The sequence below is a fragment of the Bradyrhizobium sp. AUGA SZCCT0222 genome, from assembly GCF_018130205.1.
Lineage (GTDB): Bacteria > Pseudomonadota > Alphaproteobacteria > Rhizobiales > Xanthobacteraceae > Bradyrhizobium.
In genome coordinates, this window is record NZ_JAFCLX010000030.1 from 60,923 (window position 1) to 79,209 (window position 18,287).

Annotated in this window: 17 protein-coding genes; 10 read left to right on the plus strand and 7 right to left on the minus strand. The window is 61.9% G+C overall.

Annotation, left to right across the window (positions count from 1 at the left end):
• Positions 1-71: 71 nt before the first annotated feature.
• The 4 genes from JQ629_RS24155 (at position 72) to JQ629_RS24170 (ending at position 3,985) form a co-directional block, all read left to right on the plus strand.
• Positions 72-695 (plus strand): TRAP transporter small permease, encoded by a 624-nt coding sequence (locus JQ629_RS24155; protein WP_212414773.1) that lies wholly within the window; start codon positions 72-74, stop codon positions 693-695.
• Entirely contained in the window at positions 695-1,960 is a 1,266-nt protein-coding gene (locus JQ629_RS24160; RefSeq protein ID WP_212261605.1) for a TRAP transporter large permease, read from the plus strand. Before JQ629_RS24155 ends, JQ629_RS24160 begins: the two co-directional genes overlap by 1 nt.
• A 26-nt stretch (positions 1,961-1,986) precedes the next feature.
• Positions 1,987-2,982: a TRAP transporter substrate-binding protein gene (locus JQ629_RS24165; RefSeq protein ID WP_212414774.1), complete on the plus strand. Its 996-nt coding sequence runs from the start codon at positions 1,987-1,989 to the stop codon at positions 2,980-2,982.
• A gap of 76 nt (positions 2,983-3,058) precedes the next feature.
• A complete protein-coding gene (locus JQ629_RS24170; protein WP_192735808.1) occupies positions 3,059-3,985 on the plus strand; it encodes a dihydrodipicolinate synthase family protein in 927 nt (308 codons plus the stop codon).
• Between the two features lie 5 nt (positions 3,986-3,990).
• On the opposite strand, the gene JQ629_RS24175 is transcribed toward JQ629_RS24170, so the two are convergent.
• The 3 genes from JQ629_RS24175 to JQ629_RS24185 are packed head-to-tail and all read right to left on the minus strand — an operon-like array spanning position 3,991 to position 8,532.
• Positions 3,991-4,899: a hydroxymethylglutaryl-CoA lyase gene (locus JQ629_RS24175; RefSeq protein WP_212414775.1), complete on the minus strand. Its 909-nt coding sequence runs from the start codon at positions 4,897-4,899 to the stop codon at positions 3,991-3,993.
• A 7-nt stretch (positions 4,900-4,906) separates the two neighbouring features.
• A complete protein-coding gene (locus tag JQ629_RS24180; protein ID WP_212414776.1) occupies positions 4,907-6,913 on the minus strand; it encodes an acetyl/propionyl/methylcrotonyl-CoA carboxylase subunit alpha in 2,007 nt (668 codons plus the stop codon).
• A 14-nt stretch (positions 6,914-6,927) separates the two neighbouring features.
• Positions 6,928-8,532 carry a carboxyl transferase domain-containing protein gene (locus tag JQ629_RS24185; RefSeq protein ID WP_212414777.1) on the minus strand — a complete coding sequence of 535 codons (1,605 nt, stop codon included), beginning with the start codon at positions 8,530-8,532 and terminating at the stop codon, positions 6,928-6,930.
• Positions 8,533-8,874: 342 nt separating this feature from the next.
• Between JQ629_RS24185 and JQ629_RS24190 the strand changes: the two genes are divergently transcribed.
• Together JQ629_RS24190 and JQ629_RS24195 are read left to right on the plus strand one after the other, a co-directional pair.
• A complete protein-coding gene (locus tag JQ629_RS24190; RefSeq protein ID WP_212414778.1) occupies positions 8,875-9,522 on the plus strand; it encodes a TetR/AcrR family transcriptional regulator in 648 nt (215 codons plus the stop codon).
• Between the two features lie 33 nt (positions 9,523-9,555).
• Complete coding sequence (locus JQ629_RS24195) at positions 9,556-10,050, plus strand: Lrp/AsnC family transcriptional regulator (RefSeq protein WP_212414779.1); 495 nt, start codon at positions 9,556-9,558, stop codon at positions 10,048-10,050.
• Between the two features lie 50 nt (positions 10,051-10,100).
• Here JQ629_RS24195 and JQ629_RS24200 read toward each other — a convergent pair whose 3' ends face one another.
• Positions 10,101-10,406: an ETC complex I subunit gene (locus JQ629_RS24200; protein WP_212414780.1), complete on the minus strand. Its 306-nt coding sequence runs from the start codon at positions 10,404-10,406 to the stop codon at positions 10,101-10,103.
• Between the two features lie 298 nt (positions 10,407-10,704).
• Here JQ629_RS24200 and JQ629_RS24205 point away from each other — a divergent pair, with 298 nt between their 5' ends.
• Entirely contained in the window at positions 10,705-11,853 is a 1,149-nt protein-coding gene (locus JQ629_RS24205; RefSeq protein WP_212414781.1) for an OpgC domain-containing protein, read from the plus strand.
• A gap of 46 nt (positions 11,854-11,899) precedes the next feature.
• Here JQ629_RS24205 and JQ629_RS24210 read toward each other — a convergent pair whose 3' ends face one another.
• On the minus strand, positions 11,900-13,708 hold the full coding sequence (locus JQ629_RS24210; RefSeq protein WP_212414782.1) for a carbamoyltransferase family protein: 1,809 nt from the start codon (positions 13,706-13,708) through the stop codon (positions 11,900-11,902).
• Between the two features lie 387 nt (positions 13,709-14,095).
• Here JQ629_RS24210 and JQ629_RS24215 point away from each other — a divergent pair, with 387 nt between their 5' ends.
• Positions 14,096-14,398: a hypothetical protein gene (locus JQ629_RS24215; RefSeq protein WP_212414783.1), complete on the plus strand. Its 303-nt coding sequence runs from the start codon at positions 14,096-14,098 to the stop codon at positions 14,396-14,398.
• A gap of 349 nt (positions 14,399-14,747) precedes the next feature.
• On the opposite strand, the gene JQ629_RS24220 is transcribed toward JQ629_RS24215, so the two are convergent.
• Together JQ629_RS24220 and JQ629_RS24225 are read right to left on the minus strand one after the other, a co-directional pair.
• Positions 14,748-15,524: a cyclase family protein gene (locus JQ629_RS24220; RefSeq protein ID WP_212414784.1), complete on the minus strand. Its 777-nt coding sequence runs from the start codon at positions 15,522-15,524 to the stop codon at positions 14,748-14,750.
• Positions 15,525-15,581: 57 nt separating this feature from the next.
• Positions 15,582-16,565, minus strand: a complete 984-nt coding sequence (locus JQ629_RS24225; protein WP_212414785.1) for a fumarylacetoacetate hydrolase family protein — start codon at positions 16,563-16,565, stop codon at positions 15,582-15,584.
• Positions 16,566-16,663: 98 nt separating this feature from the next.
• Between JQ629_RS24225 and JQ629_RS24230 the strand changes: the two genes are divergently transcribed.
• Positions 16,664-17,578, plus strand: a complete 915-nt coding sequence (locus JQ629_RS24230) for an ABC transporter substrate-binding protein (RefSeq protein WP_502753276.1) — start codon at positions 16,664-16,666, stop codon at positions 17,576-17,578.
• A 10-nt stretch (positions 17,579-17,588) separates the two neighbouring features.
• Positions 17,589-18,287, plus strand: a complete 699-nt coding sequence (locus JQ629_RS24235; RefSeq protein WP_212414787.1) for a GntR family transcriptional regulator — start codon at positions 17,589-17,591, stop codon at positions 18,285-18,287.

The following is an 18,287-nucleotide window of genomic DNA, read 5'->3' on the forward strand; positions in this document are numbered from 1 at the left end:
TTGACAGCAATAATGTATAAATTATACATTTTGCGAATGCACGGCAAATTTCGCGGGCTGCGGGGCTCCCCATGACCGAACAAACGGCTTCCGATGCGCCGGCGTTCAGCGCCTGCAGCGTCGTGGTCAGGGCCTCCGGCGCCCTGCTCGCATGCGAGCGCCTTGCCCTGATGGGCTTGATGTATCTGCTGACGGCCCTGATCCTGGTGAACGTCGTCACCCGCTATTCGCATTTTCCGATCTACTGGATCGATGAATCGGCCGTCTATTGCGTGGTCTGGCTGACGTTTATCGGCGCCTCCGCGATGACCCGGCTGAGACTCGATTTCGCCGTCACCATGCTGACCGAACGGCTTTCGGCGCGAGCCCAGAAGCTTGCCAAGGTGATCGCAACCGGCATGGTCGTGGTGTTCGGCGTGTCGCTGATCGCCACCTGCTGGCTCTGGATGGACCCGGTTGGCCTCGCCCGCGCCGGCTTCGACGCCCGCAAATTTGCCGGCGAGACCTTCAACTTCCTCTACACCGAGCGCACCCAGACGCTCAATTGGCCGACCTGGGTGGTGTATCTGACGCTGCCGATCTTTGCCGTGTCGATCACGATCCACGGCATCGCCAATCTGCTCGAGGACCTCGATCTCATGCCACGAACGGCTTTGAAGGGCTTCCAGCTCTCCGAGCTCGACGGGGTCAACTGATGATCACCTCGGCCGCCTTCATGGTGATCATGCTGGTCGGCGTGCCGATCGGTCTTTGTCTCTGCCTTGCCGGCTTTGTTTACATCATCGCGTCGGGCAATCCGGTGCTGTTTCAATCCTATCCGCTGCAATTGTTCGGCGGCGTCGACAGTTATGGACTGATCGCGATACCGCTGTTCATCCTGATCGGCGAGATCATGAATGGCGGCGGCATTACCCGGCGCATCGTCGACATGGCGATGGCGTTTGTCGGCTCGCTGAAGGGCGGGCTGGCCTACGTCAACATCCTCGCCAATATGTTCATCTCCTCCATCCTCGGTTCGGCGACCGCGCAGGTCGCGATCATGGCGCAGATCATGGTCCCGGAAATGGAGAAGAAGGGTTACGACAGGACCTTTGCGGCGGGCCTGACCGCCTATGGCGGCATGCTCGGGCCGATCATTCCGCCATCCGTGATGTTCGTCGTCTACAGCGTGCTGGCGCAGGTCTCGGTCAGCGACATGCTGATCGCCGGCATCGTGCCCGGCGTGATCCTCACGGTTATGTTCTGTCTCGTCATTGCGCTGATGGGCTACGTCTACAACTACCCGCGCGCCGAATATCAGACGCCGCGCCAGCGCGTAGCGACGATCCTGCGCACCTGTCCGACACTGCTGATTCCGATCGTCATCGTCGGCTCGATCCTTGGCGGGCTTGCCAACGCGACGGAGTCGGCGGCCGTCGGCGCGGTCGCGGCGGCCCTGATCGGAAAATACTGGACCAGGGAGTTCGAATTCTCGCAGCTGCCGCAGATGATGCTGCGCTCCGGCATCTACTCGGCCATCGTGCTGTTTCTGGTGGCTGCCGCCGCCGTGTTCTCCTGGGTGCTGATCTTCGGCAAGGTGCCGCAGGAAACCGCGGCGTGGATACAGTCGGTGGCCAAGGATCCGGTCAGCTTCATGCTGCTTTGCAACGTCATCCTGCTGGTGATCGGCACGGTGATTGACGGAATTCCCGGCCTGATCATGACGGTGCCGATCCTGCTGCCGGTCGCCACCGAGATCTATCACATCGATCCCCGGCATTTCGGCGTGGTGGTGGTGATCAATCTGGTGCTCGGCCTGCTGTCGCCGCCGGTGGGCCTTTGCTTCTTCGTCGCCGCCGCCGTCACCGGCGCCAAGCCGGGAAAGATGTTCATCGTGACGCTGCCTTTTTTCGGGATCTCCTGCGTCCTGCTGGTGCTGCTCTCGCTCTATCCCTCCCTCTCCCTCGTCCTCATCAAGTGAATCGCCCAACTCAAAGGAGCCTTGCCATGTCCATTTCACGTCGTCGATTTCTTGGCCGATTTCTTGCCGCCGGCGCGGCCGTGCCGTTGTTCGCGCCCTCGCTCGCGCTGGCGCAGGCCAAGGAGTTTCGGCTCGGCCTCATCACGCCCAATGGGCATTCCTGGAACAAGGCCGCCCTCAAGCTCGGCGAGGACCTGAAGGCCGCCACGAGCGGCCGCCTGACCATGACCGTGTTTCACTCCGGCCAGCTCGGCAACGAGCCGGCCATGATGCAGCAGCTGCAATCCGGCGCGCTCGACATGGGCTTCATCCAGGCCGCCGAACTCGGCTCGCGCGTACCGCATATCGCCGCGATCAATGCGCCCTACATCGTGCGTTCGACGCCGTCGGTGGCCAAGTTCGTCCGCCACCCCGCGGCGGTCAAACTGTTCGACGTGCTGCCGCAGGAAACCGGAACGATCGGTCTGGGCTGGGGCATCACCGGCATGCGCGCGATCTTCTCGGCCAAGGATCTGACTGGTCTGGCCGATATCAAGGGGATGAAGCTGCGCATCAATCCGACGCCGGTCTATCGCGACTTCTATTCGTCGCTCGGCGCGGCGCCGACGCCGATCCCGACGCCGCAGGTGTTCGACGCGATGTCGAACGGCCAGGTCGACGGGCTCGAGGCCGACCTCGAATTCTCCTGGAACCAGCGCTTTGACAAGGTCGCCAAGGTCATCCTGCAGATGAACGCCGTCTTCATGCCGATGGCAGCCGTCGTCTCCGGCCGCGTGTGGCAGTCGCTGCCGGCAGCCGACAAGGAGCTGATCGCCAGGACCGTCAAGTCGACGCTCGACGCGCAGATCGACGAACTCGCCGGCAACGAGCCGAAGCTGATCGAGAACTTCCGCAACGCACCGATCCCGATCCGGCAGGTCGCGACGGCGGATACCGAGGCTGTCATTGCCGAGTTCGACAAGATCTGGCTGCCGAAGGCCCCCGTCCTTGCGGAGCTGCGCAAGGTCGGCGCGACGCTCTGACCCTTCCCATCGTCCCTTCAGTCAAATCCCGGCGGATTCAAAAAATCCGCCGGAAAAATCCCATCGGAGCGAAACAATGAGCCCACGCATTTCCTGGGAAGGCGTCTTCCCGGCCGTTACCACGCAATTCCATGACGATCTGTCGCTCGACATCAACGCCACGGCCAAGGTGATGGACGGCCTGATCCGCGACGGCGTATCCGGACTGATCATCTGCGGTTCGGTTGGCGAGAACACCTCGCTCGAGCGCAAGGAAAAGATCGCCATCATGGAGACGGCAAAGTCGGTCGCGGCCGGCCGCGTTCCTGTGTTGTGCGGCATCGCCGAGTTCACGACGGCCTTTGCGGTGGAAACCGCCAGGGAAGCCGCGCGGGTCGGGATCGACGGCATCATGGTGATGCCGGCGCTGGTCTATTCGTCCAAGCCGCACGAGACCGCCGCGCACTTCAGATCGGTCGCAACGGCGACTGATCTGCCTGTCATGCTCTACAACAACCCGCCGATCTACAAGAACGACGTGACGCCGGATATTCTCGCCACGCTCGCGGACGTCGAGACGGTGGTGTGCTTCAAGGATTCCTCCGGCGACACCAGGCGTTTCATCGACACCCGCAACATGGTCGGCGATCGCTTCGTGCTGTTTGCAGGGCTCGACGACGTCATCGTCGAGAGCGTGGCGATGGGGGCGGTCGGCTGGGTATCCGGTATGTCGAATGCCTTCCCGCGCGAAGGCGAGACCCTGTTCCGCCTCGCCAAGGCCGGCCGCTACGCCGAGGCGATGCCGCTTTACGAATGGTTCATGCCGCTGCTGCATCTCGATGCCCGCCCGGACCTTGTCCAGTGCATCAAGCTTTGTGAGCACATCATTGGCCGTGGCACCGCGCTGACCCGTCCGCCGCGGCTGGCCCTGCTGCCGCACGAAAAGGCGGAGGTCGAAGCCATCATGGCCACGGCGCTGAAGAACCGGCCGATGCTGCCGAATGTCGGCTTGAAGGCCGCCTAAGCGGTCTATTTCGCGGCGCGCATCTTTGCGTTCAATGCCGACGCGACGCGGCTGACTGGAGGCCTGCCAATCAAGCGGCTGACCTCATTGGTGGCCGCGAGCAGCTTTGTCATGTCCACTCCGGTTTTCATCCCCAGGCCCTCGAGCATGTAGATCACGTCCTCGGTTGCGACATTACCGGTCGCGCCGGGGGCGTAGGGGCAGCCGCCGAGACCGCCGGCGGCGGAATCGATCACGCGCGCGCCCTCTTCCATCCCCGCATAGAGGTTGGCCAGCGCCTGTCCATAGGTGTCATGGAAATGCATCGCGAGCTTTTCCATCGGCACGCTGCCGGCCACCGCACGCAGCAGCTGCCGCGCCTTCATCGGCGTACCGACGCCGATGGTGTCGCCGAGCGAGACCTCGTAACAACCGAGATCCCACAGCGTTTTGGCGACGTCGACGACCGCTTGCGGCTTCACCTCGCCATCAAAGGGACAGCCGAGCACGCAGGAAATATAGCCGCGCACCCTGATGCCATCGGCCTTGGCGCGGGCGACCACCGGCTTGAAGCGCTCGATCGATTCCGCGACCGAGCAATTGATGTTGGCGCGCGAAAATCCTTCCGAGGCCGAGGCGAACACGGCAATGACCTTGGCGCCGGCCGCTTGCGAGGCCTCGTAGCCCTTTTCGTTCGGCACCAGCACGTGGAATTCGCTGCCCGCGATATGGCTGACGCCGCGCAGCACCTGGTCCGAGCCGACCATCTGCGGAATCGCTTTCGGCGACACGAAGGCGCCGACCTCGACGGTGTGCAATCCTGCACCGATCAACGCCTCGATGAAGGCGATGCGGTCCGCGACGCTGATCGGGACCTTCTCGTTCTGCAGCCCGTCGCGCGGCCCGACTTCAATGATACGGACAGCGTCGCTCATTTCGGCCTCACGAGGCTGCAGGTTCGACTTCGGCGAGTTCGACGCCTTCGCCAACGATATCGCCGACCTTGCATTTGATCTTCTTCAACACGCCGGCATAGGGCGCGCGCAGGGTCTGCTCCATCTTCATGACTTCCAGCGTCAGGATCGCAGCCCCCTTCTCCAGCGTCGCGCCCTCCTCGGCCAACAACGCCACCACGGTGCCCGGCAACGGCGCCACGATCTTGTCCTCGCCGACATGCTCCTCGGTCTCGCCGCCGAACGGATCGACCCAATGCAGGTCGAAACGGCCGTTGCGGGTGCGCAGATAGAGTTCGTGACCCTCGATGACCGCGACGACATGGGACTTCATCCCGTCGAGCGTCAGACCAAAACCACCATCATCGGCAGGCGACGTCGTGAAAACGAATTGGCGATCGCCGATCGACAGCTTCGATGACCCATTGCCGTAGTCCAGCGTGACCTTCTGCTCGGCGCCCTGGCCCTGGCGAAGCGCGAACGCCCGCTGCCGCTGACCGACCGGCTGCCAGCCAAAGGCCTGCCACGGCGAATGCGCATCCTTGGCTGCGGCCTTGCGCTCCTCGACGACGATAGCGGCGACCGCTGCACAGAGTTCAAGATCGCCGCAGGCGTATTTCGGGTCGGTCAAGCCCTTCAGTTCGCGTTCGATAAAACTGGTGTCGATCGCATTCGCCCGAACTTGCGGATGCGTCACCAGCGCCGACAGGAACGGAATGTTGGTGACGATGCCGCGGACGTCGGTCTCTTCCAGCCCGCGGTTGAGCCGTTCAATCGCCGCCTGACGGGTCGGCGCCCATGCGATCACCTTCGCGAGCATCGCGTCGTAATAGGGCGACACCGCATCGCCGCTGCGATAACCGGCATCGATCCGCAGGCCGTCAACGGCGTCCGGCGTCCGCCAGGTCTTGATCCGGCCGACCGAGGGCATAAAATTCTTCTGCGGGTTTTCCGCATAAACCCGCGCCTCGATGGCATGGCCGTTCAGCTTGATCTCATTTTGCGCCATCGGCAGCTTTTCGCCGAACGCCACCCGCAACTGCCATTCCACCAGGTCGACGCCGGTGATCAGTTCGGTAACGGGATGCTCGACCTGCAGGCGCGTGTTCATCTCGATGAAGAACACCTCCTTGCCGTCGGAGACGAATTCGATGGTGCCGGCGCCGACGTAATTGACCGCGCCGGCCGCCTTGCGCGCGGCGGCGCAGACCGCCTCGCGCTGGGTGGCGTCCAGCGTCGGCGACGGCGCTTCCTCGATCACCTTCTGATGGCGTCGCTGCAGTGTGCATTCACGCTCGAACAGCGACAGCAGATTGCCGTGGCTGTCACCGATGATCTGCACCTCGATGTGGCGAGGATTGAGGACGAATTTTTCGATCAGCATGCGATCGTCGCCGAACGCGGCTTTTGCTTCGCGCTTGGCGCTGACGATGGCCGCCGCCAGTTCACCGGCCGAGTTGACCACGCGCATGCCGCGCCCGCCGCCACCGGCGGAGGCCTTGACCAGCACCGGGAAGCCGATCTTGTCGGCGGCATTGGCCAGAACAGCCTCATCCTGGGCCTCGCCGTGATAGCCTGGCACCAGCGGCACGCCGGCCTTTTCCATCAGCGCCTTGGAGCCGGATTTGGAGCCCATAGCCGTCATCATCGCGGCGGTCGGACCGACGAACACCAGGCCGGCGTCGAGGCAGGCTTGCGCGAACTCGGCATTTTCCGACAGGAACCCGTAGCCGGGGTGCACCGCTTCGGCGCCGGTCTGGCGCGCGGCCTCAATGACCCGCTCGACGTTGAGGTAGCTGTCGCGGGCCCGCGCCGGCCCCAGCAGCACGGCCTCATCGGCCATGGCGACATGCATGGCGTCGCGGTCGGCCTCGGAATAGACGGCGACGGTGCGAAGGCCCATCGCCCGGGCGGAGCGGATCACGCGGCAGGCGATCTCGCCGCGATTGGCGATCAACAACGTGCGAAAACGCCGGTATAGTTTCGAGCGGTCCATCATCAGTTCCTGCATCACATTCTGAACAGGCCGAATTTCGTCGGTTCGATCGGCGCGTTGGCAGCCGCGGACAATCCAAGGCCGAGCACCAGCCGCGTATCGGCGGGATCGATCACCCCATCGTCCCACAGCCGCGCGGTGGCATAATAGGGACTGCCCTGGCTCTCATACTGGGCGCGGATTGGCGCACGAAACTTCTCGTCCTCTTCGGCCGACCATGTGTCGCCCTTGGCCTCGATACCGTCGCGCCGCACCTGGGCCAGAACCATCGACGCCTGTTCGCCGCCCATCACCGAGATGCGGGCATTCGGCCACATCCAGAGGAAGCGCGGGCTGTAGGCCCGCCCCGACATGCCGTAATTGCCGGCGCCATAGGAGCCGCCGATCACGACGGTGAATTTCGGCACCCCGGCGGTCGCCACCGCCGTCACCAGCTTGGCGCCGTCGCGCGCGATGCCGCCGGCCTCGTATTTCTTGCCGACCATGAAGCCGGTGATGTTTTGCAGGAACACCAGCGGGATATTGCGCTGGCAGCACAATTCGATGAAGTGCGCGCCCTTCAGCGAGCTTTCGCTGAACAGGATGCCGTTATTGGCGATGATGCCGACCGGATAGCCCCAGATATGGGCAAAGCCGCAGATCAGGGTCGTGCCGTAGAGCTTCTTGAATTCGTCGAATTCGGATCCATCCACCACCCGCGCGATGATGTCATGGACGTCGAACGGCTTGCGGCCGTCGGCGGAAACCACGCCGTAGATTTCTTCCGCCGGAAACAGCGGCTCGCGCGGCTCGCGCATGTTGAGTGTGGCGCGCGTCGGCGGTTTCAGCGTGGCGACGATGCGCCGCGCAATCCCGATCGCATGGGCGTCGTTCTGCGCGTAATGGTCGGTGACGCCGGATTGCCGCGAATGCACGTCGGCGCCGCCGAGTTCTTCGGCCGTGACCACTTCGCCGGTCGCGGCCTTCACCAGCGGCGGTCCGCCGAGGAAGATCGTGCCCTGGTTGCGCACGATGATGCTCTCGTCCGACATCGCGGGCACATAGGCGCCGCCGGCCGTGCAGGAGCCCATCACAATGGCGATCTGCGGAATGCCCTGCGCCGACATCTGCGCCTGGTTGTAGAAGATGCGGCCGAAATGCCGCTCGTCGGGAAAGATCTCGTCCTGCAGCGGCAGGAATGCGCCGCCGGAATCGACCATGTAGACGCAGGGCAGATTGTTCTGCCGCGCGATGTCCTGCGCGCGCAGATGCTTCTTCACGGTCATCGGATAGTAAGTGCCGCCCTTGATGGTGGCATCGTTGGCCACGATGACGCATTCGCGGCCCGAGATGCGCCCTACCCCGGTAATGACGCTGGCGGAATGGACGTCGCCGCCATAGAGGCCGTGGGCAGCCAGCGGCGACAATTCGAGGAACGCGGTGCCGGGATCGACCAGCAGGTCGACGCGCTGGCGCGCCAGCATTTTGCCGCGCGAGGTATGCCGCGCGCGCGAGGTTTTGCCGCCGCCGCCGGCAACCACCTTGAGTTTTTCGCGAAGGTCGGCGACGAGGCCGCGCATCACTTCGGCGTTGCGGGCAAAATCGGCGGATGTGGGATCGATCGTTGAATGAAGCGACATGGCCTATCGTTTCTTTGAGTGACGGGCGGTTGGTGCGTGGCCTTCAGGACTGACGGGACAAGACCTCTCGCGAAACGGCGCGACAGGCTGTAGCATCTTTGCGGCGAAGTGTCCCGGCAGCCGGGATTGCGGGCCCGCTTGCACGATCACGTCTCCTCCGAATTAAAAACGATCATACGTTTTTTTAATCTTGCCGCAAGAGGATGTCGTTCATTTCCGATTTTGGCCGAAATGGCATGTTATTCCGTTGATATTCCTCGCATCTCATGCGATAAACATACGGTCGTTTGTATCTATACAAGCGAGAAGCAACTGGCACGATCCACCACCTCCGGGGACCAGATGGCACGCACGATCGGCTCCTATGGCCCGAAGACGCTGGAAGCGATCCGCAAGGCCGGGCTGCGCCTGATCTTCGAACAGGGCTATTCGGCGATGAGCCTGCGCGACCTCGCCGCCGAGGTCGGGATCCAGGTGGGGTCGCTGTACAATCATATCAGCACCAAGCAGGAACTGCTGTTCGAGCTGGTGCAGGACCACGTCAACGAGCTCATTCGTCAGCTCGATCTCGCGCTGGAAGGAAAGCAAGGTCCGGAGGAAAAGCTCCGCGCCTTCGTCGCATTCCACGTCACCTACCATATGAGCCGCAAGCGCGAGGTCTTCATCGCCAATTCCGAGCTCCGCAGCCTGGAGCCGAAGAACTATGAGGCGATCGTGGCGCTGCGCAGCGCCTATGAGGCGCGGCTGGCGCGTATCCTCTCGGAGGGCGTTTCCGAAGGCGTCTTCGAAGTCGTCGATGTCAAGGTGGCGACGTTTGCGATCCTGGCGCTCCTGACCGGCCTCTGCACCTGGTACCGGCCGGGCGGACGCCTGACCAGGGACGCGATCATCGCCGCCCATGAGAAACTCGTGCTGTCGGGCGTGACGCCGCAGGTCGCGAGCGCCCCTGCCCGCAGCATCCGCAAGCCACGGCGCGTTGCAGCCGTCTAGCAGCGGCGGACTCTTGAGCGCGAACGAGCAGCCATGACAGCCAATCACAAGCTCGACGACATCGACCTGAAGATATTGTCCGAGCTTCAGAAGGATGGACGCATCCGGATCAACGAACTGGCCAGTCGTGTCGGCCTCTCCCTGCCGCCTTGCCTGCGGCGCGTGCGCTCCCTGCGCAGCCGCGGCGTGATCAAGGCGATCCGCGCCACGATCGACGAGAAGGTGCTCGGCTACGAGGTCGTGTCGTTCGTATCGATCCAGCTGGCGAGCCAGGCCAAGGCGACGCTGGAAGCGTTCGAAGCCTCGATTGCGGCCCTGCCGCTGGTTCTGCAAAGCTGGCGCATCTCGGGCGAAGCGGACTTTTTACTCAAATGCGTCGCGCCCGATGTCGAGGGGATGCATCAGCAGCTTCGGCAGTTCGCCGCCATGCCCGGGGTCCGGACCATCAGAAGCCTGCCGGTCCTTGGCGTCGCGAAGGATGCGCCGTTGCCGATCCCGGGGGATCCGACGCCCCGAACCGATCCCTAACGCTTCAATGGGTTCAGGGTAATGGGTTCAGGACTTGGTGGCTTCAGGACTTAGTGGGTCCAGGGCTCGCCGCGCCGGAACGCGAAATTATCGGCATAGGCGACCTGCCGGTGCGCGGAGTCCTTGGGTTCGATCACCTGATAGGGAATGCCCTTGCGCTCGCAATAGGCCACCGCGTCTTCCTTGCTATCGAAATGCAGCGTGAGCTGCTGCTTCATGTCGCCGGATGAGGTCCACCCCATCAGCGGTTCAATGGCCCGGGGCTGCTCGGGCTCATAGTCGAGCTGCCACTCCCGCGTCTTGGCCCTCCCCGATTGCATCGCGTTTTTGGCAGGTTTAAAAATGCGTGCGGTCATGGATGGTCGGGTCCTCGGAGATATGCGACATCAGATATGCGACTTAACGACATGCGACTTAACGACAGGGTACTTGGAGAGTTTTGGCGGAAACCGCCGGGATAGTATAAATACACCTTTCAGGGATTTGATCGGTGATTCCATAACCCCGGATGTACCATTTCCGGACCGGTATAGTCATTATGCTGCACTGTGACAATCTTCGTCCGCCCTGCGGCCAGGGTATGGTTCGAGGCCTGATTCAAGGCTTGGTCCTGCGGCGCGATCGTCCCGACAGCATCACATCGAAGCGGCTCCCATGAAAATCAACGCCACCCTGCCCGAAAAAGGACGCGACCTCCGGCTCGACCTGTTTCGCGGGGTTGCGAACTGGGCGATCTATCTGGATCACATCCCGGACAACGTGGTGAACTGGATCACGACCCGCAACTACGGCTTCAGCGACGCGGCCGACCTGTTCGTTTTCATTTCCGGATATACCGCCTCCTTCGTCTATGCCCGGATGATGCTCGACCGCGGCTTCATCGTCGGCGCCACGCGGCTGACCAAACGCGTCTGGCAGCTCTACGTCGCCCATATCATCCTGTTCGTGATCTATATCGCCTCGATCAGCTACCTCGCGCTGCGGTTTGGCGATTCCGAGCTCGTCAACGAGTTCAACGTCGTCGGCCTGGTCGACAACGCAACCGAAACGTTGCGCCAAGGCCTGTTCCTGAAGTTCAAGCCGGTCAATCTCGACGTGCTGCCGCTCTACATCGTGCTGATGGGGCTGTTCCCGCCGGTGCTGTGGATGATGCTGCGCCAGCCCAACTGGACCATGGTCGCCGCGATCGTGCTGTGGCTGGTGTCGCGGCAGACCGGCTGGAACCTGGCGGCCTATCCCGCCGGAACCTGGTACTTCAACCCGTTCGCCTGGCAGGTGCTGTTCGTGTTCGGCTCCTGGTGCGCGCTCGGCGGCGCCCGGCGGTCGGCGGCGTTGATCAATCACCCGCTGACGCTGTATTTCTGTATCGCCTACCTGCTGTTGGGGCTGGTCATGACGATGGCCGGCAGGTTTCCGGACTTCGGAAACATGTTCCCGCATTGGCTCTATTCGATGTTCAATCCGAACGACAAGACCAATCTGGCGCCCTACCGCTTCATCCATTTCGTGGTGATCGTGATCATGGTGATCCGGTTCATCCCGAAGGATTGGCCGGCGCTGGAATGGAGAATATTCGATCCGCTGGTGGTCTGCGGCCAGCAATCGCTCGCGGTGTTCTGCGTCGGCGTGTTCCTCTCGTTCGTCGGGCACTTCCAGCTGTCGCTGAGTTCCGGTTCGCTGTTCGCGCAGATCTTCGTCAGCGTAACCGGCATCGCGATCATGACCATCGTCGCCTACTACATTTCCTGGTCGAAACGGCAGGACAAGCCGCTGCCCAAGCCGGTCGCGCCGAAAGCCGCCTGATCGAGGCGGCTTGATCCGGGTGCCTCAGCTTACAAAACGGCCGCCTTTAGGCCGGCCGGGCGGTCGCTGACACCAGGTTCCTCACGTCGTCGTAGGTATCGACCAGCGGTCCGACGATCTTGTGCATGGCGGTCTTCGATACCACCGTGTCGTGCATGATCAGATGGTCGACCCCCGTGGTCAGGAAGCAGGCCACAGCATCGCGCGGCGTTTCGACGATCGGCTCGCCCTTGATGTTGTATGACGTGTTGATCAGCACGGGAACGCCGGTCAGCGCGTCGAACTCCTTCAGCAACTGGTACAGCCTCGGATTGGTCGCTTCGCGCACGGTCTGGACGCGCGCCGTACCGTCGACATGCACGATCGCCGGAATCTTGTCGCGCCATTCAGGGCGAACCGGTTTCGCAAGCAGCATGAACGGCGAATCCGCGTCGCCCTCGAAAATGTCTTTCATCCGCTCGGCCAATACGATCGGCGCGAACGGGCGGAACGCCTGGCGGTGCTTGACGCGGCTGTTCAGGATGTCCTTCATCTCGGGCTTGCGGGGATCGCCCAGCAGGCTGCGGTTGCCGAGCGCCCGCGGGCCGAACTCCGAGCCGCCCTGAAACCAGCCGATCACCCGCTGATCCGCGAGCAACTTCGCGGTATCGCGGCAAATATTGTCGCTGCGCCTCGCGTCGATCTGGATGCGCACCAGAAACCGCTGCAGCGCGGCCGCGACATCCGCATCGCTATAGGGCTTGCCGATATAGGAATGCTCCATGACGAAGTTGCGGCGCTGCTTCAGGATCTCGAGCCAGCCATAATACGCGCAGCCGATCGCAATGCCGTCATCGCCGGTCGCCGGCTGGATCCAGATATTGTCGAAACCGGCTTCACGGGCGAGCCGGCCATTGGCCACGCAGTTCAGGGCGACACCACCGGCCATCGTCAGGTTCTTGGCGCCGGTCGTTTCGCGAAGCCAGCGGGCGCGGGCGAGCAGCACGTTCTCGGTATCGTCCTGCACCCGCCAGGCCAAATCCTCCCAGTGCCGCATCGCCGGGCTCTTTTCCCAGTTGCTGCCGTCCTGGACGTAGGGCTGCTTGAGATCGGTGGTCCAGTGCGGTACCTGCAGCGTGCCGTCGGTCAGCCCCATCAGGCTCTTGACCTGGTTGTGGCGGCCATAGGGCGCGAGCCCCATCAGCTCGCCGCATTTATTCCAGTCGCCGAAAATGTAGGTCGACGCCCGGCTGTAGAGCGCGCCCATCCCCGGCATGTTGTAGAATTCATCGCTCAGGAAGCCGCGGTCCGGCTCCATGAAAACCTTCTTCAGGCATTCGAGCGTCGATCCCTTGAACTTGTAATAGCTCTCGGATTCGCGCGCGAGCGGCGTTGCGGTGTCGCTCGAGGGATAGGACTCCATGACATCGGACTGATAGCTGCCGACGCCATCGACGATCATCACCACGCCTTCCTCGAACGGCGATACCGCGAACGCGCTGTAGGCGTGCGCCAGATGATGGGAGATCGTCACCACCTTTTCCTGACGCGACAGGTACAACGGGTGCTTGGCCGCGTCGTCCCGTTCGAATTCGGGAAGGAAGCCCGGCGCGTCAAAATAGACCAGCCGTTCTTCCATTTCCCCCACCGGCATGATGTAGCAATTGCGAACGATCAGATCGATATCATCCAGCGTGATGCCTTCAGCCTCGAGGCAATAATCGATCACCTCCTTGTAAAAGCCGGACGCATGCTTGACCCGCGTGATCCGCTCCTTGGCGATCGCGAATGCGATGACGCCGTCACGCAACAGGCAGGCGCTCACATCATGGTCGTAGGTGTTCAGGCCGAGAACATAGGTGTGCTGTTTGGGCATGGATACTCTTTGAGGCGGGGGACCGTCGTGCGCGAGATGTCGACTTCAAGTTGTTGGCGTGGGCTTGCTCGGTTTCTTGCCTGATTTTCTCGGCTGGTTTGTCGTGCCGAGTTGTCGTTTCGGTAATTCTGCAGTGCACAATCGTCGGACAGAAAGATGAACGAAGATGAACAAAGATGAACAAAGATTAACGGCGCGACGCGAGAATTCGTCGCAAGCCGGAGTGTAACTTGACCTTATCTTTCCATCTTAATAAAGTCCCGAATTGCCGGAAGAACCTTAGTAAAGATATTATCTTAGCTCATCTGAACCGAGAGCATTTTCGAGCGTCTAAGTTAGATAGTGCAAGAGTCCAGATGGCATTGGAAGTGACCAGGAGATTCTAGAATGGCAAAACGCTACAATATCCTGACGCGCTGTCTCGCAGCGCTCGCCTTGTTGTTCGTCTACGTCGCCAGCACGTCTGCCATTCTGGTAGGTGCAACGACCTCGCCGGCGGAAGCCCGCGGTGGAAGAGGCCGTGGCGGCGGATGGGGCCGCGGCGGTGGTCGTGGTTTCTATCGCGGCGGTGGCTGGGGTCGTGGATATGGCCGTGGCCGAGGCTATGGCTTCTACGGTGTTCCCGTGGTTCGCGGCGGACCGCGTTGCTGGTGGAATGCCTACGGCGTTCGCGTCTGCAGGTATTATTGATACCGGACTGATCGGCGAAATTTACGCCACGGTCTAAACAATAATCAGGTGTGCCGGACAACCGGCACGCCTTTTTCTTTGCCGCCAATTTGACACCTCCACTGCGCGATATGTGGCTAGCTTGATAAGCCACGTGTTCGGTATGAGCGCGCTGCGCTCAATCGATATGCGCAGTCTCTGCGTTGCGGCGCGCGACCGCTGTTGTCAGTGTCAGCGCGCCGGCACCGAGGATGAACCCGCGGCGGGGTTAAGATCGACGAAGCGGACTCACTCCCGCAGAAGCATCCGCCAACGGGCTGGACGCAATTCCATCATGAATTCCTCTCGGCCTTTCTCGCTGGCGATGGATCTATCCGTCGAGAATAGCGACGGCCCGGGTCCAGCCCGCCGAAGCGCGTTCGATTTTCACCGGGAAGCAGGACACCATGAACCCGGTCGATGGCAGTTGCTCGAGGTTGTGCAACTTCTCGATGTGGCAATAGCCGATGTGACGGCCGGCCTTGTGGCCTTCCCAGATCAGGCTGGCGTCCTTGGTCTCGGCATATTTCTGCGCGGTGTAGACGAACGGCGCATCCCAGCTCCAGCCGTCGATGCCGGTCAGCCGCACGCCGCGCTCCAGAAGATACATCGTCGCCTCATAGCCCATGCCGCAGCCCGAGGTGACGTAATCCTGTTGGCCGTATTTGACACCGGCGCTGGTATTGACCACCACGATTTCCAGCGGCGACAGCGTATGACCGATACGCTTGAGCTCGTTCTCCACGTCCTTGGCGGTCGCTACATAGCCGTCGGCAAAATGCCGGAAGTCGAGCTTCACCCCCGGCTGCAGGCACCATTCCAGCGGCACTTCGTCGATGGTCCAGGACCGCTCGCCCCGGTTCATGGTGGGATGGAAGTGCCACGGCGCATCCAGATGCGTGCCGTTGTGGGTCGAGAGCTGCACCTGCTCGACCGCCCAACCCTGCCCGTCCGGCAGGTCTTCGGCCTTCAGCCCGTCAAAGAACTGCAGCATGCGCGGCAGGCCCTGCTGGTGGTCGATGTACTGGATGGTCGGGTGACCGCCCGGCGGATCGGCGGGTACATCGTTCTGCAGGGGAACGGAGATGTCGATCAACTTGCGCGCCATTGGCGTTTCCTCGCTGAATGTTTTTGGTTCTTGTTGTGGTGGCGTGGTCGCGGCGGCCTATTGCCGTTCGACCCGGTTCTTCAGGATACCGATCTTTTCGACTTCAAGCTCGATGCTGTCGCCGTGTTCGAGATACCAGCCGAGTTCCAGTCCGCAGCCATTGCCGACCGTGCCGGAGCCGATGAATTCGCCGGGCATCAGGGTCTCGTCCTTGGTGACATGGGCGATGATCTCCTCGAATGAAAACAGCATTCCATCCGAAACCCCTTGCGAGCGCATCTTGCCGTTGACGCGCACTTCCATCTTGAGCTTGTAGGGGTCGCCGATTTCGTCCGGCGTGATGATCCACGGTCCCATCACATTGCCGCCATCGAAACTCTTGCCTTTTGCGGGGCCGAGCCGCCCCTCCATTTCGATACGCTGGGCGTCGCGCGCGGAAAAATCGTTGAAGATCGTATAACCGAAGATGTGATCCTTGGCTTTCGCGGCGGAAATATCGGCACCCTTGTTCTTGGTGATGATGCCGAATTCGCATTCATAATCCATCACCTGACTGTAGCGCGGCCACTTTACGGTGGTGTTGGTGCCGCGGACGCTGAAGCGGTTGGTGATGTAATAGATCGGCTGCTTGCGATAGACCTCCGGCAATTCGCCGAGCGGCTCGGCCTCGATCCGCGCCAGTTCCGCCATGTCGTTCCTGGCGCGTGCGGCGAGCTTGAGCTGGCCGCGCGGAGCCTGGAGAATGTGCAGCGGGAAAGACATGCCGTCCCGCATCTGCCGCGGCTCAGGGATCGGGGCGAGGATATCGGCCGTTGCGGCGGATACCGACAAGGTTTCGTCCTTGCCGTGCTTGTCGAACACGGCCGATGCCTGTTCGAGCGCGCCTTCGCCGGCATCGATCAGGGCAAGCATGTCAGCGAAGGCCGGATTGGCGGCGCCGTTTCGGCTGGCGGCCGCGGCGAGATCGAACAATTTGCCGTCACCGGAGTGCACGATCCCGAGCTTTTCCTGACCGCCGGAATTGAATGTTGCGAGTTTCATTGTGTGCCGCCTCTTGCTTTCGGATGAAATATATGATCAAAAAAAATATCGATAATCAAGCACCAAAAATGTAAACCGGGGAGATGGCGGTGAAAACGATCCTTGCAACCTTTGCGGTCAGCCTGGCGCTGGCGGGAGCTGCCGTTGCACAGGCCAAGATTCAGGTCGGTTGCACGGCGACGTCGGATTGCGCCTCCGCCATGGTGGCGATCGACGAAGGCATCTTCAAAAAGCACGGGCTTGAAGTCGAGATGACGCCGATCGGCATCAATTCGAACATCCCCGCTGCGATCCTTTCCAACTCGATTCAGATCGGTGGGCCAACCTCGACTGTGTTCCTGCAGGCCGTTGACGGCGGTCTCGACCTCGTCGCCATCGCCGGCGCGAGCGTGATGAGCCCGGTGAACCAGGACAGCATCGCCGCCTTCGTCCGCAACGGCATTACCATCAAGGAGCCGAAGGATTTCGTCGGCAAGAAAGTCGGCGCGCCCGGCCTCAACGCCTTCCTGCATGTGCTGTTCGTAAAGTGGCTGGTGGACAAAGGTGTCGATCCCAGGCGCGTCAATTTCGTCGAGGTCACCTTCCCGACCATGGCCGACATCATCAAATCAGGCGGCGTCGATGCCGTGCTGACCGCCGAGCCGTTCGTGACGCGTATGCTGAACGCAGGATTAGGCTCGGTCGGCGCGCGTTATGCAGCCGAGCTCGCGCGCACCGACCCGATCATCTTCTATGCGGCATCCCGCGAATGGGCCGACAAGAACGCCGTCGCGATCAAGAAATTTCGCGATGCGATCGCCGAATCTGCGCTGATCGTCAACGGCGATCGTGAAAAGGCCTCCGCGTCGATCTCCAAATTCACCAAGCAGCCGATCGAATTGGTCAAGGCGACGCCCCCGAACCAATCCGAGCCGGTGCTTAAGCCCGAGCAGTTGATCTGGTGGATCGAGGTAATGTCGTCGCAGAAAATGCTGCAATCCAGGCTCGATACCGCCAAACTGGTCCTGAAGTGAGGCTGTTGCAATGTCGACTACCGAGCGCAATTCGACCCAACCCGCGACTGAGGCCGCAACTTTAAGCGAGCGCGCGGCCACGCTGGTCGAGCACGACATACTGGCCGGGCATCTCGCGCCGGGATCGCGGCTTGGGATCATCGATCTGGTTCAGCGCTATGAGATCGGCGCGACGCCGCTGCGCGAAGGATTGTCGCGGCTGATGTCGCGCGGGCTGATCGTCGGAACCGGACAGCGAGGGTTTCGCGTTGCGGACGTCAGCCGCGAGGACCTGCACGATATCACCTTGATGCGGACCGCGGTCGAGATCGAGGCTATCAAGCTGGCGATTACTCATGGCGACGATGCCTGGGAGGCCGGCATCGTCAGCACGCTGCACCAGATGCGCCGGCACATCGAGCGGACCGGCGATGAATTCCGCGAAGGCGCCGAGGATTTCGACCGGCTGCACAAGGGTTTCCACACCGCGCTACTGACCGGCTGCGGGTCCAAGCGGCTGCTATCAGCGCATTCCGATCTCTACGACCAGGCTTACCGCTATCGCCGCGTGATGATGCGCTCCCTCGAGAGCGGAAAGAAATTCGTACGCGTCCACCAATCGCTCGCCGACCGCGTTCTATCCCGCGATATCGCCGGCGCGCAGGCGATGCTGGAGGCGCATCTGCGTTCGACGATCGACATCGTCTATCCCACTGGAAGCGAGAGCTGA